This is a genomic window from Glycomyces harbinensis (genome assembly GCF_900101745.1).
GTDB classification, from domain to species: Bacteria; Actinomycetota; Actinomycetes; order Mycobacteriales; family Micromonosporaceae; genus Glycomyces; species Glycomyces harbinensis.
Window position 1 is genome coordinate 101945 of sequence record NZ_FNAD01000008.1, and the last position, 14057, is coordinate 116001.

Sequence of the window (14057 nt, forward strand, 5' to 3'; positions counted from 1 at the left end):
CGTGCGCTTATTGGGTGAACGCGTCGGAGATGCTGGTCGGACCGCCGCCGCCGGTGCCCATCAGGCGCCCGACCGTGCCCACGGTCTTCACGCCCGCCTCGGCCCAGGGGCCGGAGACCTTGCCCATGACCTCCAGGACCGGCTTCATGATCTTGTTGGTCTGCGCGAACGTCTTCATGACGTCGTAGACCTTCTTGATGGCCTTGCCGATGGTGGCCAGCGCGTTGATGACCGAGCGCACCATCGCCGAGGCGGCCGAGGCGCCGAAGGTCGCCACCGAGGAGGCGAGGGCGATGAGCCAGGCCATGATCTCGTTGACGCACCAGTCGGAGACGAGGCTGATGAGCCACTTCTGGATCGCCGTCGCCAGTGCCTCGCACAGGCGCAGCAGGCTCTCCAGGATGATCGTGCGGTCGGCGAGTTCGAAGACGCCCTCGGCGAACTCGGCGATCTTCTCGCGGGCGGCGTCGCCGTCCTTGCCGGTCCACTGCCTCAGCGCGCCTTCGGGGATCGCGGCGATGCCCTCGCCGACGGGGTGCATCTTGGCGCGGATGTCCTGCCAGCGCTTGATCTCGTCGCCCATGCGGGAGGGGTTGCCGGTGACCATGCCGATGAGGTCGTCGACCGGTTTGATGAGCTTGATGAGGAACTCCATGCCGTTCTGGAGCAGCAGGCTCAGGGGGTTCTCGAAGAACGTCCCGATGTCGCCGCCGATCTGGAAGACCGAGTTGCTCAGGTCGCCCAGGCCGCCCATGACGCTGGAGGCGCCGTCCTGCGCGCGGACGACCTCCTTGACGGCGTCGACGCCGTTCGCGGCGTTGTTGTAGAAGGACGGGCCGGTGACGCTCTTCCACGAGTCGGTGCGGATCGTGTCGCCCGCGCTCGAGTAGTTGAACGTGGTGCCGACGACGTTGAAGGACTCTCCGAGTCCTTCGGGGGCGAGCTTGTGGAACGCGGTCGCCATCTCGTCGTCGGCGTTCGCCCAGTCGGTGCGGCACGCCTCGAGGCGCTCGGCGTGGCCCTCGATGCCGTCGGCCATCATCTGGAACAGCGAGCGCAGCTCGCCGATCATCGAGAAGTAGCCGGTGGCGAAGGTCGCGGCGCCCGTCAGGCCCCACGCCATGAGGTCCATGCCGTCCTTGTCGACCTCGGCGCTCAAGGCGGCGGCGTCGGGCTGGACCTGGCGAAGGGCGCCTTCGGCGGCGCTCAGTTCGGCGAGCGTGATGCTGGTGATGTCGACCATGGGCGGGGTCTCCTATCGGAGGGCGGCGCCGTGGGCGACGGGCGCGCGCTGGGTTGTCTCACGGGATTGTACCGGGGCCGCGCACTCGCGCGCCTCCCCTGATGTGCGTCGGGTCAGCGGCCGTTGCCCTGGTCGAAGCGGCCCCGCATGTGCTCGGGCAGGCTGTCGCGGACGATGCGCTTGACGTCGATCTGGTCCCCGAGGAAGGCCTGCGCCATCTCGGTCATCTTGACGCCGTAGGCGGCCTTGGCCTCCTCGACGACCGACATGATCATCGGGCCGAGGGTCTGGCGGAAGCGCATCGCGGTCTCGTCGATGCCGATCTCGGCGACCTTGCCGTCCGAGTCGAGCTTGACGCGGATGCGGCCGTCCTCGGAGAACGCCTCGATCTGGGCGGCGCCCATCTCGTCGGCCAGCCGGTTGTACTTCTCGAGCATGGCCTCGGCGTCGGCCTGCATCCGCTCGAGGCGTGCGAGCATCTCCTGCGGGTCGCGCCGCTCGTTGCGGTCGGTCATGCCTGATCCTCCGAATCGGGGTCGATGCGCCGGACGCCCCCGCTGAGGAAGTCGGCGGGCGTGGCGGTGCCCATGACGCGGGTCATGGCCTCGGACAGCTCCGCGGCGACCTTGCGGTCGGCGGCCTGGATGGTCTCCACGATGAGCTCGCCGAGCTCGTAGCCGCTCAGCTGGAACGCGTTGAGGCGCAGGTCGAGTACCTTGAGGTTGCCGGCGGCGCCGGCGACGACCCTGACCGCGCCGTCCTCGCTCACGGCCTCGCCCTCCGCCTCGACGGCGAGGCGCTGGATCTCAGCGGCCTGCCGCTGCATGTCGGCAGTCGGATCCCCGGTCATGGCCCTCCCTTCATCAGACCGCGACCGGATGTTCCGGCGCGGTTCCCCCTGATGCTAATGGGGTGGTGCTCGCCGGTGGTAGCGACCGGTTACCGTCGGGCGACGCCCGGACCGGGGGCCGCGGCGGCATTCGCGATATGTTGGCGCACGCAGCCCGCGTCCCGAACCCCGAGGTGACCCTCATGAGCGAACTCGTCGGCACCGCGCCCTCACGACTGGTAACGGCCGAGCAGCAGCTGAAAGGCCAGGTCCCGGCCGTCCAGGGGTCGACGACGAGCTCGACGGCTGGATGAGCGCCGCCGCGCACGGCTTCACCGGCCCCGGGGACGTCGACCCGGAGCCGAACGCCGCCTACCGCGACGCGAACGGGTGCCGCCACGAGGCGCCCGGCGCGCCGCCGATGCGGTACGCCTCGATCCGCGACTACCGAAAGGGCCGGTCCGCGACGGCCGAGCCGAGCGCGGGCAACGGGCTCCTCGACGTCCTGGTGTGCACCGCGGAGTCCTTGGACGCCACCGGGGTCCTCCTGCTCGACGGCGTCCCGGTCGCGGCCGGGGACGGCCGCTACCAGGTCGACCTGCCGCCCGGGCCCCACCGGCTCGGCGTGCAGGGGCAGGACGGCGCCAGCGCGGAGTTCACGCTCGCGCCAGGCGAACGGGTCCACTTCACGACCGGGCAGGGGGTCGCGGTCCGCCACCAGGTCGAGTTCCGGACCCAGCTGTACCGGGTGCGGGACGCGTCCGATTTCGTCCCGGTGCTCTCGCAGGGCGCCGCGAGCCGGTCCGGCGCCGGGTGCCTGACCGCGGTCGCGGGCCTGGCGGTCGTCGTCGGGATCGTCATCGCCATGCAGTTCGTCGACGACGGCGGCGCGGTCGGGCTCACGCTCAGCATCATCGCGACGGCCGCGGCCGTCGCGCTCATCGCCGGGACCGTCGTGGCGCTGCGCCAGAGCGGGGGACTGCACAAGAGCGCCAAGGCGAATCGGCTCGCGTCCGAGCGGGTCGCGACGGGCGCGCCGGGGCCGCTGACGGGTCCGGCGGTCGCGTTCCCCTCGCCGCAGGACGCCCGTGAATGGGCCGCGGGGCGCCGGGTGCGCGGGCCGCTGGTCGTGTTCGACCTGTTCTTGTACCGTCTCGCGCGCCGGGCCGACGGCACCGTCTCGTACACGGGCGTCGGGGAGGCGCTCGCGCTGTCGCACGCCGAGGGGATCCGGTGCCTGATCGACGGCACCGAGGTGCCCGGCGACTGGGCCGCCTGGCATTACCCGCTCGCCGAGGGCGAGCACCGCTTCCGCGTTGAGTACGGCGCTGTCGAGGACGGCGGGGCCCACTGCGAGTTCGACGTCGAGGTCCCGTCGGTCGACGACATGGCGGTGGTGCACGTGCCGGTGCGGGTCTTCCGGGTCTGGGACGAGCCGACCCGGTCGTTCACGGCATTGCCGCCGCGGATCGCGCACCGGGTCACGAAGCGCGCCAAGGGCATCGTGGGCAAGACGTACGTGAACAACGGCGACCCGGACGACTGGGTCCCGCCGCGGCTGTGGCCGAAGGACTGAGCCGCCGCAGCGCTAACGGAACAAGTCGACGCCCGAACCGTCGGCGACCACGATCAGTGGCACCTGCCGACGGGCTTGGGTCGTCGGCGCAGCCGCTCCGCAGACCGGAGCCATTCGCGCTCCAGCAGCGTGCGCGAGTCGCGCAGCCGGGTCATGCGTGCTCTGATGCTGTGCGGTACGCGAACGGCCGGGCCCGCACTTCGCGGGCCCGGCCGTTTCAAGTACTACGCGTAGGGGTCTTCGTTCTCGTTCCCGATGCCCCAGACGTCGTCGTCCTCGGTGAGCCAGGTGTTCGTCTCCTGGCCGTCTTCACCGGTGCCGCCCATGCCGCGACCGCCGCCGGCGCCCATCATGCCGCCCATGCCGCCCGCTCGGCCGCCGCCTGCGCCTGCTCCGCGACCGCCCGCACCGGCGCCACGGCCGCCACCGCCGGCTCCGGCACCTGCGCCGCGACCGGCGCCGCCGGCACCCATCATGCCGCCCATGCCGCCGCCGGGCAGACCTCCACCGGGGAGACCGCCACCGCCACCGCCAGGACCGCCGCCGGGCAGGCCGCCACCGCCGCCAGGACCGCCGCCGGGAAGCCCGCCACCGCCGAGACCGCCACCGCCGGCGAGACCGCCGCCGATGTCGTCAGGGTCGGGCGACGTCGGCGACCACGGGTCGTCGTCGAGCCCGCCCGAGTCGGGAAGGTCCGGCGTCGTAGGCCTCGTCGGCGTCCCGATGTCGCCCGGACCGTTCGTGTCGGAGTCCGGCATCGTCGGGGTCGTCGGCGTGAGCCCCTTGGGCGCGCCGGGCTTGTCCATGTCGCCCAGTCCGGGAGGCGAACCGCCGCCGGGAGGCGAACCGCCGTCGAGGCCGCCGCTTCCCGGATCATCGACGTTCCCGCCCTCGTTGAAGGCGGTCGGTTCTGACGTCTTGGCATCGGTCTTGATCTCCGATACCGCCAAGTCGGTGTTCTCGTGGCGGTCGGTGATGTCCTCGTTGACCTGGGTGGCCTGCGCCTGGAGCTGGTCCTGGCCGTCGGTGCCCAGGCTGTCGGTCGCGTCCTTGGCGTACTCGTCGGCACGGGTCCGGGCGAGTTCCTCGCCCTTCATCCCGTCCTCTTCGTAGTCCGGGTACTGGTTCGTGTGATCGATGTACATGTTGTAGATGCGCTCGCGCTCATCTTGGACTTCATCGATGATGGTCGGTTCGAAACCGGCCCACTCCATCGCGACCTTGGTCTCGTCGTCCGGAAAGACCTCGCACGCCGGGAAGTACGCCGGACGGATGTGGATCTTGTGCGAGCAGGCGGCAGCGTCCTCGAGGTGGAACTTCGGCGAGGGGTACACGCACTCGTTGCCGCCCTGCTGGCTGTAAATGCTCTCGGCCTTCTCGTCGAGGATCTTGACGGCGCCGCCTACGGTGTTCTCCTCACCCCAGACGTCGGCGAGAACGGTTCGGGCATTCTTGATGACCTTCTCGACCTGCTCCTCGAAGGCGTCGTAGTCCTCGCCCTTCCAGTCCTCGGACAGGGTGGAGAGCCCGGTCTTCAGATCATCCGGCACCACCGAAAGCGAGTGGTAAAGGGTCTTCCACTCTGAACTGATGAAGTCGATCGAGTACTCGTCGGGGGTAGAAGGTCGGAGCGAGGCCACAAGCGAGGCGACGGACTCGCCGTTCGGCAGGGCGTAGGACTGGATGTCGCGGGCAGGCGTGATGCTGGCGGTCTGGCCGGCTTTGGGAACCGCCGACATGAGCCGGAGCCAAGCCTCCTCAGCAGGATCCACCTCCTTCGCCGTGCACTCGCCGAGGCCGCAGGTCGGCGTCTTCATCAACTCATTGATGCGAGACTCGATCGCGGACTTCTCCATCCCGACCGCGGCGTCTCCATAGTCTTCCCGCGCGAAATCTTCTTCTGCCATGACTAGAGCCCACTCTCTTTCTTGGCGAGGAGGTCAGCATGCGTCTGGGGCGCATATTCGTTGAAGAGCCAGTCGACCAGCTCCTCATTCGTGAAGGGGTAGGTCGGATCCTCACCGATCTGAACGCCGGGGTCCTCGGTGTAGTCGAGGAACACGTAAAGGATCAGATCGCCCTTTCGGGCGATGAAGTCGACAACGTATCCGACGCTCGTGTCGGCCGTGTAGAAGTAGCTCTCGTCCCAGTCGCCGCTGAGCTCGCCTTCCTGCGGGTTCTCGTACTCCAGCCCGCCGGTCTCGATCGACTCCTTGAGCTGGTCGACACGGCCTTGGAAATTCTCCGCCGCTTCGTCGTCCGAGTCCCACGGCACGCCGCCGACATCGATGTTCGTGTCTCCGGGAAACTCCCTGCCAGCATCGTTCGTGTAACCAGGCAGGTCGGCCATCGCACCGCAGTTGAACGCCTCACCGTCGAGACCGCCCGGGACATCGCTGGTCACCAGTCCGCTGGTTCCAAGACCGGTGACACCCATGAAGTCCTGAATCGACTGGATGTCATCGAACGCTTCGCAGCCATCCCACTCCAGCATCACGCTGTACGAGCCGACCTCGGATCCACCGTCACTGGAACCGCCGTTGTCGTCCCCGTTGCCCGGGGCCGGCAGCTCGTCGCCACCGCATCCGGCCAAGAGGAGACCGGCGGCGCCTAGCGCGGCGAAGCCCTTGATCAGAGTCAGGTTTCGAGTCACGTCGGTGAGTCCTCTCTTTCGGTCGCCCGGATGCCTGCTGACCACTGTCACAATGCGCCTTCGTAGTCGGCTGCGCTCTGCTGGTCCGTCTCTTCGTGCAGATTGCCGGACTCTTCGAGGGTGTCGATGATGCCGTGCAGGGATTCGCGCAGCGCCTGGAGGTTTTCCCAAGTTGTCGTGTGGAAGGTCTCGTAGCTCCCCCGCGCCGCGTCCGAACCGGCCATGGCACCGAAAGCGGGCATCTTGCCGAGCACTTCGCCATTGCGGAGTTTCGGGATGATCTCGTTCTCGACGATGTCGAGCTGCGCTTGGACCTTCGTGCGGTAGGCGCGAAGCGCCTCCGGGTCGACTTGCTTGCTAGTGGACGCCATCGCATTCCCTGTCTGTGAGTCCAGTACCTGCGGTACGTTCCCCCGACGTGCGGTCTGACGCCATCGCGCGAGGACGCGAGCGGTTCAGGGCGGAACCTGCAAGCTGCGTTGCGTCCTCGGGGGGATTACGCGGGTCTCGGGTATAAGTTCACCGACCACGTTAGCAGGAGTGTGCAAACCGTGTTCCCCCTGAATGATTGCATCGATACGGGGCGTGACCGCAGCTCACGGACAGGTCCGCGCACCGGTCACGCCCGCTGCCGATCCGTTCAGGCGTACAGGTCGTCGCCGTCGGACATGCGCAGCATGTCGGTGGCGACCTCCTGGTCGACCACGCCGCCGCTGTCGATCGCCGTCTGGAGTCCGGCCATCAGCCCGTACAGGGTGCCGCGCAGGTACTGGAGGTTGCGCCAGGACGTCGCGTGGAACTCGGCGTACTCGACGGCCGCGACCTCGGAGGCGCCGGGCGCGCTGCCGAAGGCCGGGGCCTTCTTCAGGTCGCCGTCGCGCAGTGTCGGGATGATCTCTTGCTCCAGCTCTTCGAGCAGGTCGCCGAGGAACTGGCGGTACCGCTCGAGCGCGGCCGGGTCGAAAGCGCGCGTGGCCATGCAGGGCTCCTTCTCTACGCGTAGGGGTCGTCGTCCTCATTGACGAAGCCCCACATGTTCTCGTCCTCGACCAGGTCGACGTCGGGTTCGCGTTCGTTGCCGTCCGTGGGCATGCCGGCCCCGGCCGCGCCGGCGCCGCCGCCCATCATCGCGCTGGTGCTCCGGGAGGCCCCGGCTGCCGCGGTGCCGCTCACCGCCGCCCCGGCCGTGGTGGCGCCGAAGGTGGCGCCGCCGCCGACCGTGGCCGCGCTGTTCGCCGCGGGGGCCGCCGGTGAAGGGCCGAAACCGCCCGTGGCGGACCTGGGGTCCCCCGCGAGGGGGCCGGCGCCGGCCAGGCCGCCGCCGGGCTTCTCGTCGTCCTCCTCCTCTTCGGCGGGGGGTTCCTCGGCGACCGGGGCCTCGCCCGCGGGCGGGTCCAGGGACGGGTCCTCGCTGGCGAGGGGCGCGCTCGTCCCGGTGGGCTGGTCCATCGGCGGCGGTTCGAGGTCCATGTACGCGGGGTCGGCCGAGGCCGGGTACTCCTTGTCGCTGCGCACGGTCCGCACCGACCGGTCCTCGCCGTCGGTGTCGGCGCTGCGCTGGTCGATGTCCTCGTTGATCTCGCCGTGCCGGGCGTCGTAGGCGCCCCAGCTCTGGTCGACGCGGGTCCCGTAGTGCTCCATCGCGTCGGCGACGGCCAGCTCTTTGGCCTCTTCCACGGTGAGGCCCTTGGGATCCAAGCCGTCGCGTTCGATGTTGACGGGGCTGGAGTAGAAGTCGACGTAGTGGACGATGCGCTCGTCGATGTAGTCGATGATCTCGGTCGCGAGCTCGGACTCGGCCCCGCCGAGGGCGAGCACGTGCTCGGCGTCCTGGCAGGTGTACTCGATGCAGTCGCCGTGCCACCAGGCGGGCCTGACGTGGACCGCGACCCAGCTGTGCCAGTCGCCGTCGATCCAGAACTGCGGTGCGGGGTAGGGGATCTCGCCGGAGTCGCCGCCTTGGAGGGAGTAGAGCGCCTCCTGGGACGACTGGAGGCTCGAGACGGTCGCGTCGATGTCGTCGACGAGGTCGTCGACCAGTTCGCGGGTCTGCCCGCACGCGGCCTCGAAGGCCTCGAAGTCGGCGCCGGACCAGCCTTCGGAGAGGCCGGTGAGGTTCGACTTGATCTGCTCGGACCAGTCGGCGAGGCGCCCGGCCACGTTCTCGCTCCAGGCGTTGCGCAGGCGCTCGATCGAGTGCGCGTCGGTGTACTCGGGGCGCACGGCGCCGACGGCGGCCCGGAAGTCGGCCTCGGTCGGGAAGGACATGCCCGATTCCTTGGGGCGCAGCCGGTAGAGCTGGCGTTCGACCGGGACGGCGGAGACGAGCTGCTGCCAGCCGATCTCGCCCGGGTGCGCGGTCGGGTTGGCGCACTCGGGGTTCGAGCAGCCCGGCCGGGCCGGGGCGCACTCCTCGGGTGCCGGCGCGTCGATCCCCGAGTCGGTCTCGGCGGGCGGAGGGGGCGGGGGCGCGCCCTGGACGTCGCCGAAAGCGGGGGCCGCAGAGGCCGGGGCGGCGGCGTCGAGCCCCTGGTAGGACTCGAGCGAGTTGTCGCTCATGGGTACTCACCTCGCGGCGGAAGAGGGGTGACAGATGCCCTTCACGGTAGCAACATGGCGCCATCGAAGGGAACCTCCCGAGCCGCCGCTTCCCGGGCTTCAGCGGTCGGGACGCTCCCAGTAGCGCCCGGTGAGGGCGCGGCGCAGGCCGCCGCGGACGTCGGCTCTCGGGGCCGGGCGGGTCTCGGCGGCGGGGGCGGGTCCGAGCCGGTCGATGCGGCAGCGCCAGCGGTGCAGCAGGGGTTCGGCGGGGTCGGGGACGGCGGTGACCTCGACCGCGAGGTCGACGCGGGCGACCTGCCCGGCCGCGAGGTTGACGGTGGCGCTGCGGGTCTCGGCGGGTTCGGCCGGTCCGCTCAGGGGCATCGGGGCGGCCGGGGTCCGCACGGTGAGGCGGTGCGAACCGGGGGGAACCTCGATCCACATGCGGGTCCAGGTGGCGGCGACCGGAACGCCCGCGCCCGGGTCCGCGGGGCCGAGCGTGATCTCGGGCGGGGGCACGGCGAACCGGTGCCGGATCGGGACGAGTTCCCCGAGGTCGTCGAGCGCGCGGCGCTGCGGGCCGCTGATCCGCGACTGCCCTTGCGGCAGTTGCAGTGCCAGTTCCGCAGAGGTCAGGTCGGCTTTGACGAACCGCGCGTCGACCAGAATCGCGGCCGCCCCGTGGCCGAGCTCGGGCAGCGGCCCGGCGGGGTCGAGGATCGCGGGACGGAGGACGCGGCCGGAACCGGCTCGCGGGTCGGCGCCCGGAACCTGAAGGAGCGCTTCAGGTGTCTTCAGCGCAGCTTCAGGTTCGCCGCGGTTGAATCGAAGCGTCGTCCACAGCACCCGAACGGCCCATCCCGCGAGGGCCGCGATCCAGACGGCGGCCCCCGAGAGCAGGGCGGCCGCCGCCGCGACACCGAAGGAGGCGAGCAGCAGGGACGAGACCACGCCGACGACCAGCGCGAGAAGAAAGAGGTGAAAGCTCCTGCGGCCCCGCGCGTTCGCGGGGAGGTACTGCCAGAACTCGAGCCGCCCGCGCGGTCCGAGGGTGTGACCGGTGTAGCCCGCGAGCAGGCCGCGGACGGCGCCGGGCTCGTCCGAACGGGATCCGCTGGTACGTTGCGGCGCAACGGGAGCCTTGGGATTGCCCGCAGTGTCCGCGGTATCGGCGATGTCCTCGGGGAGGCCGTAGGCCCGATGCACGTCGCCGAGCATCCCAATGTAGTCGAGCGCGGTCGTCGCCTCGGCCTCGATCTCGCAGGCCCGCCAGGTCCGCGAGTGCTGGCTCTGCACCTCCACGAGGTGGCGCCCGGCGGGCAGCGGCAGTGCGATGCGGCCCCAGCCGGCGGCGACCGGGTCGCCGTCCACGAGGACGACCGGCACCAGGCTCGAGCGCAGGTCGCCCTTGGCCGCGACCGGGTCGCCGGCGCGTTCGCGCTCATCGATCAGCACGGCGGCTTCGGCGATGGTCCTGGCGGCCGGGCCCCGGCAGTGGCCGACGCGCAGGTCGAGAACGCCGGTGCTCTCGCTCGGGATCGGGTTCCCGGTCGTGGCCCCGCGCCCCGGGATCGGGGCGATCCGCCAGCCGGGCATCGGGGCCCGGAAGCGGGGGCTGGCGCCGTCGATCAGCTCCACTGCACCTCTTCGGGATTGGTGAACTCGTCGGGGGCGTGGTCCTCCCACAGGTTGAGGAGGCCGTCGACCGCGCCGAGTCCCGGCCCGCCGCCGTCGTAGCCGCTGCCCCATTCGCCGTCGCCCTTGTACAGCGGCGCGATGGCGGAGCCGCCCTGGAGGGCGTGCAGCCCGGGGACGACGCTCGCGTGGCGGCCGCCGGAGGTCATCATGAGCGCGTTGAGGCCGTAGACCGCGAAGCCTTCGAGCATGTTCGCGACGCCGGCTCCGGCGATGTCGACCGGGCTGACGGGGTTGCCCGCGCCCTTCTGGAACCCGAAGGTGAAGGCGGTGAGCCCGCCGGTGAGCGCGGCGCAGCCGGTCGAGATGGAGATGAGCACCGACTCGAAGCTCTTCATGGTGGCCACGAGCGAGGTGGCGACGGTCTGGGCGCTGGCCATGATCGCGGGGGCGCCGGGCGCGGTGAGGACGCCGGCGAGCGCGGCGAGGTAGGCGACGAGGAAGGCGTCCATGACGACGGTGCAGGCGGTGAGGAAGAGCCAGTAGACGGTGAGCATGACCGCGAAGGCGATGAGCTGCGTGCCGATGAGGAACGCGGTGACGGCCAGTTCCTGGAGCTGGAGTTTGACGTTGCCGGCGGCCTCGGTGAAGCCGTCGGCGTCGGTGCCGCTCCAGTTCTGGTCGGTGACCGTGTCGACCTCGGTCTGGAGGGCCTCGGCGGCCTCCATGTTCTTCTCGGCGAGCATGATCCACGCGCCGCCGGCCTTCATGATGTCGCCGGGGTTGCACTGGTTCATGTACACGCTGGTGGCCATGGCCTGCACGGCGAGACCGAAGACGATCGCCGGCGGGGCGATGGCGACCGCGCAGCTCTTGATGACGCCGTTGTAGTACGGCGCCATCTCCTCGCCCGCATCGAAGATGCTCTGTCCTGCCGACATTGCCAGTCCCCCTATTTGCCGCCGAACGACTGCGCGCAGGCGTCGTCGGTGTCTTCCATGTCCTGCGCGCACGCGTCGAGCGCCTCGCGCATCTCGCGGAAGCACTCGGCGGCCCCGGCCATCGACTCGGTCACGGTCGAGGCGGCCATCGTGTAGGCGGCGGCCATCGGCAGCGTCACGGTGGTGTAGAGACCCCGGTCGACCGCGCTCAGTTCGGGGAGGATCTCGTTGGTGCTCTCCAGAATCGGGACGACGTTCGCGTCGATGCCGGCCCCGAGCTGTCGCACGAACGCGGTGTCGAAGACCCGTGCCATCAGTGTCCCGCCTTTCGTTGGATGGTCTCGTTGATCTGCTGGATGCGCTCGATCATCTGCATGGCGGCTCCTCCGGCTCGCTGCGCGTCCTCTGGCGCATTGTCGATCGTCTCCGCAACCTGGGCCGGTACGGCCTCGCGGGCGCGTTCCTCCGCGACGGCCCGCAGTTCTGCGCGGGCGCGGGCGATGAGGGAGGTCAGGGCCTCGCCGAGCCCGTCGATGCCCCGGTATCGGGCGGCGGGTCCGATCCACACGCCGGCGACGGCCCGCTCGGAGCTGGAGGTGACGCTGAGGTCGCCCTCGTCCGTGTAGACCTCGGCGTTGAGGACTTCGGCGGCGGGTTCGGCGCGGGCGCTCTGGGCCTGGCGCATGGACTTGAGGACGCCGTCGAGTCGGTTGGCGATCGCGCGGTCGACCTCGGGGTCGCGGCTGAGGGTCTCGGCGGGGGCCTCGATGCCCAGGCGCCCGCGCATCATGGCGGCGAAGGCCTCGTAGCCGCCGGTGGCCGCCGCCTGCTGGAGCCGGCCGATCGCCTCGACGCCTTCGGCGAGCGCGCCGTCGGATCCGGCTCCGGGGCGCGGCAGCCGGCCGGCGAGCTCGGTGACCAGGCCCGCGATCACGTTCGGAGGCTGCCGGAAGCCCGCCGCGGTGACCTGGACGATGATCTTCCCGTCGTCGACGCGCAGCGTCACGTATTCGTCGAGGTCGGTGAAGGTCGGCTCGGGGTCGTTCACGGTGGCGGCTCGCTTCGGTCGAAGTCACCCCGACAATAGCGAACCTTCGTTTACAGAGCGTTCGCCCCGGTTTCGGGGCCGGTCACCGTTCGGACGCGGCCTCGGCCGGATCGCTGTTGCCGTTCTCCAGGGGCCAGACGGTGGCCTCGACCGAGCCGACCAGTTCCAGGGGTCCGACGAGGGAGGCGGTGCGGGCGACGGTGAAGTCGTCGAGGGCCAGGAGGCTGATGCCGCCGCGGCTCTGGGCGACGGCCGCGTAGAACGCGCCGGTGCCGCGGTCCTGGAAGACCCAGCCGGGCCGCGTGTCGGTGGGGATGGTGGGCACCTTGGTCCGCGCGGCGGGCAGGTCCCCGGTCGCGGCGGTGTCGGGCGCGTACGGCGGCATCGGGTGGCGCGGTTCGGGTGCGAAGCGCGGCGTGTAGTCCTGCGACTCGGGTTCCATCGGGGTCTCCGTGTAGTCCGGCATCTGATAGCGGGTCGGGTCGCCCGAGACCGGGATCGGCGGCGGGGCCATGGTCTGGTCGGGCACGGCGATGAGGGTGCGCATCTCGACCTTGCCGGCGACGTAGCTCACGAGCCACAGGCCGACGGCCAGGGCGAGGAGGTCCATGCCGACGGCGAGGAGTACCCGCAGGTTGGCGTTCAAACCGGTGCCGATCTGCGCCAGGGAGAACAGTCCGGCGGCGAGGGCGAACACGATGAGGCCGGCGAGGGCGCCGGTCATGACGGCGGGGCGTCCGAGCCGCGGGAGCGGGGCCGAGGGCCACTTCTCGGCGGCGCGCACGCCGCCGAGCGCGGTCGCCGCGAGGGCGGCGACGGCGAGACCGGCGACGGCGAAGGCGACCGCGGCGACGGTGAGCCGCCCGGCGATGTCGTCGATGTAGTCCATGGTGGTCTCCGCGAGGTCGGTGCTCGGCCTGGTGGCCGACGGTGTGGGCGTGTTCGTGTCGTACCGGACGGTGCTGCGTGGTCGGGTCTATTGTGCGGTGCCGCGCCGGATTCGAGCGTAGGACACCGAGCGTCTCCAGTTTAGTGTCGGATTACCGACACGGAGTGATCGCGCCCATCGGATTGCCATTCGCCGGTCAATCGGTTTCACTGTGCCGTGGCGGGTCGAACGGTCGCTCTTCGAGCCGACGAAGGTGCGTTCCGTCAGGGGCCCGGCATATGATGAGGGCAGACCCCGCAACGGGTTGGGAGACAAGAAACATGAGTGAAAATTGCGTTACGTGAGACGAGAGTGACTCCTGTGACGGAAGGATGGGACTGAAGATGATGACAGAGACACTCTGGACGGTGGCCGCGCACGCCCAGGCCGGCGCCGAGATCAACACGCAGGGGATCATCGGGTTCTTCCTGTCCCGAATCGCTCCGATCCTCCTGGCCATCCTCGGACTCATCTTCATCGCCCGAGCCAACAAAGGCGAGGTCAGCCGCGTGCTGACCTCATCGACCATCGCGATCATCGGCATCGCCTTCATCGCCGGCGCCGTGGTCCTGGTGGCCGTCGGCGGCGGACTGGTCGACGTCCTCTTCAGCCAAGAGGACTAGTGAGCCCCCACATCGCCCCTTGAGGCAAGGCCGGACGGAG

16 protein-coding genes are annotated in these 14057 nt (G+C 70.3%); 3 read left to right on the top strand and 13 right to left on the bottom strand.

What is annotated here, in order from left to right:
- Positions 1–7 precede the first annotated feature (7 nt).
- From BLQ63_RS14780 to BLQ63_RS14790, 3 genes are all read right to left on the bottom strand, one after another.
- Positions 8–1243, bottom strand: a complete 1236-nt coding sequence (locus BLQ63_RS14780) for a hypothetical protein (RefSeq protein ID WP_091036329.1) — start codon at positions 1241–1243, stop codon at positions 8–10.
- 113 nt (positions 1244–1356) lie between these two features.
- Positions 1357–1758 carry a YbaB/EbfC family nucleoid-associated protein gene (locus BLQ63_RS14785; protein WP_091036333.1) on the bottom strand — a complete coding sequence of 134 codons (402 nt, stop codon included), beginning with the start codon at positions 1756–1758 and terminating at the stop codon, positions 1357–1359.
- Positions 1755–2093: a YbaB/EbfC family nucleoid-associated protein gene (locus BLQ63_RS14790; protein ID WP_091036338.1), complete on the bottom strand. Its 339-nt coding sequence runs from the start codon at positions 2091–2093 to the stop codon at positions 1755–1757. The genes BLQ63_RS14785 and BLQ63_RS14790 overlap by 4 nt, the downstream gene beginning before the upstream one ends.
- 137 nt (positions 2094–2230) lie before the next feature.
- Between BLQ63_RS14790 and BLQ63_RS28460 the strand changes: the two genes are divergently transcribed.
- The gene (locus BLQ63_RS28460) at positions 2231–2386 is read left to right on the top strand and encodes a hypothetical protein (protein WP_177154943.1); all 156 of its coding nucleotides are present in this window, start codon (positions 2231–2233) and stop codon (positions 2384–2386) included.
- A complete protein-coding gene (locus BLQ63_RS14800; protein ID WP_091036345.1) occupies positions 2383–3648 on the top strand; it encodes a hypothetical protein in 1266 nt (421 codons plus the stop codon). Before BLQ63_RS28460 ends, BLQ63_RS14800 begins: the two co-directional genes overlap by 4 nt.
- A gap of 224 nt (positions 3649–3872) precedes the next feature.
- On the opposite strand, the gene BLQ63_RS28465 is transcribed toward BLQ63_RS14800, so the two are convergent.
- From BLQ63_RS28465 to BLQ63_RS28470, 10 genes are all read right to left on the bottom strand, one after another.
- Positions 3873–5465, bottom strand: coding sequence for a hypothetical protein (locus BLQ63_RS28465; protein ID WP_177154944.1), 1593 nt, complete (start codon positions 5463–5465; stop codon positions 3873–3875).
- 92 nt (positions 5466–5557) lie between these two features.
- Complete coding sequence (locus BLQ63_RS14810; RefSeq protein WP_143014908.1) at positions 5558–6352, bottom strand: hypothetical protein; 795 nt, start codon at positions 6350–6352, stop codon at positions 5558–5560.
- The gene (locus tag BLQ63_RS14815) at positions 6349–6672 is read right to left on the bottom strand and encodes a hypothetical protein (RefSeq protein ID WP_091036352.1); all 324 of its coding nucleotides are present in this window, start codon (positions 6670–6672) and stop codon (positions 6349–6351) included. The genes BLQ63_RS14810 and BLQ63_RS14815 overlap by 4 nt, the downstream gene beginning before the upstream one ends.
- Positions 6673–6941: 269 nt before the next feature.
- A complete protein-coding gene (locus tag BLQ63_RS14820; RefSeq protein ID WP_091036356.1) occupies positions 6942–7280 on the bottom strand; it encodes a hypothetical protein in 339 nt (112 codons plus the stop codon).
- Positions 7281–7294: 14 nt separating this feature from the next.
- Positions 7295–8860 (bottom strand): hypothetical protein, encoded by a 1566-nt coding sequence (locus BLQ63_RS14825; protein ID WP_091036362.1) that lies wholly within the window; start codon positions 8858–8860, stop codon positions 7295–7297.
- Positions 8861–8959: 99 nt separating this feature from the next.
- On the bottom strand, positions 8960–10480 hold the full coding sequence (locus BLQ63_RS14830) for a hypothetical protein (protein WP_091036366.1): 1521 nt from the start codon (positions 10478–10480) through the stop codon (positions 8960–8962).
- The gene (locus tag BLQ63_RS14835) at positions 10471–11418 is read right to left on the bottom strand and encodes a hypothetical protein (protein ID WP_143014909.1); all 948 of its coding nucleotides are present in this window, start codon (positions 11416–11418) and stop codon (positions 10471–10473) included. Before BLQ63_RS14835 ends, BLQ63_RS14830 begins: the two co-directional genes overlap by 10 nt.
- A gap of 11 nt (positions 11419–11429) precedes the next feature.
- Positions 11430–11732 (bottom strand): type VII secretion target, encoded by a 303-nt coding sequence (locus BLQ63_RS14840; RefSeq protein ID WP_091036373.1) that lies wholly within the window; start codon positions 11730–11732, stop codon positions 11430–11432.
- Positions 11732–12466: a hypothetical protein gene (locus BLQ63_RS14845; protein ID WP_091036378.1), complete on the bottom strand. Its 735-nt coding sequence runs from the start codon at positions 12464–12466 to the stop codon at positions 11732–11734. The genes BLQ63_RS14840 and BLQ63_RS14845 overlap by 1 nt, the downstream gene beginning before the upstream one ends.
- Before the next feature lie 82 nt (positions 12467–12548).
- Entirely contained in the window at positions 12549–13355 is an 807-nt protein-coding gene (locus tag BLQ63_RS28470; protein WP_091036381.1) for a hypothetical protein, read from the bottom strand.
- Positions 13356–13738: 383 nt separating this feature from the next.
- Between BLQ63_RS28470 and BLQ63_RS14855 the strand changes: the two genes are divergently transcribed.
- Positions 13739–14017: a hypothetical protein gene (locus BLQ63_RS14855; protein ID WP_245680972.1), complete on the top strand. Its 279-nt coding sequence runs from the start codon at positions 13739–13741 to the stop codon at positions 14015–14017.
- Positions 14018–14057 lie beyond the last annotated feature (40 nt).

What these genes read in the sequence shown, in the direction of transcription:
- BLQ63_RS14780 (WP_091036329.1), bottom strand. Translation starts at nt 1,243, where the DNA reads ATGGTCGACATCACCAGCATCACGCTCGCCGAACTGAGCGCCGCCGAA.
- BLQ63_RS14785 (WP_091036333.1), bottom strand. Translation starts at nt 1,758, where the DNA reads ATGACCGACCGCAACGAGCGGCGCGACCCGCAGGAGATGCTCGCACGC.
- BLQ63_RS14790 (WP_091036338.1), bottom strand. Translation starts at nt 2,093, where the DNA reads ATGACCGGGGATCCGACTGCCGACATGCAGCGGCAGGCCGCTGAGATC.
- BLQ63_RS28460 (WP_177154943.1), top strand. Translation starts at nt 2,231, where the DNA reads ATGTTGGCGCACGCAGCCCGCGTCCCGAACCCCGAGGTGACCCTCATG.
- BLQ63_RS14800 (WP_091036345.1), top strand. Translation starts at nt 2,383, where the DNA reads ATGAGCGCCGCCGCGCACGGCTTCACCGGCCCCGGGGACGTCGACCCG.
- BLQ63_RS28465 (WP_177154944.1), bottom strand. Translation starts at nt 5,465, where the DNA reads ATGAAGACGCCGACCTGCGGCCTCGGCGAGTGCACGGCGAAGGAGGTG.
- BLQ63_RS14815 (WP_091036352.1), bottom strand. Translation starts at nt 6,672, where the DNA reads ATGGCGTCCACTAGCAAGCAAGTCGACCCGGAGGCGCTTCGCGCCTAC.
- BLQ63_RS14820 (WP_091036356.1), bottom strand. Translation starts at nt 7,280, where the DNA reads ATGGCCACGCGCGCTTTCGACCCGGCCGCGCTCGAGCGGTACCGCCAG.
- BLQ63_RS14825 (WP_091036362.1), bottom strand. Translation starts at nt 8,860, where the DNA reads ATGAGCGACAACTCGCTCGAGTCCTACCAGGGGCTCGACGCCGCCGCC.
- BLQ63_RS14835 (WP_143014909.1), bottom strand. Translation starts at nt 11,418, where the DNA reads ATGTCGGCAGGACAGAGCATCTTCGATGCGGGCGAGGAGATGGCGCCG.
- BLQ63_RS14840 (WP_091036373.1), bottom strand. Translation starts at nt 11,732, where the DNA reads ATGGCACGGGTCTTCGACACCGCGTTCGTGCGACAGCTCGGGGCCGGC.
- BLQ63_RS28470 (WP_091036381.1), bottom strand. Translation starts at nt 13,355, where the DNA reads ATGGACTACATCGACGACATCGCCGGGCGGCTCACCGTCGCCGCGGTC.
- BLQ63_RS14855 (WP_245680972.1), top strand. Translation starts at nt 13,739, where the DNA reads ATGATGACAGAGACACTCTGGACGGTGGCCGCGCACGCCCAGGCCGGC.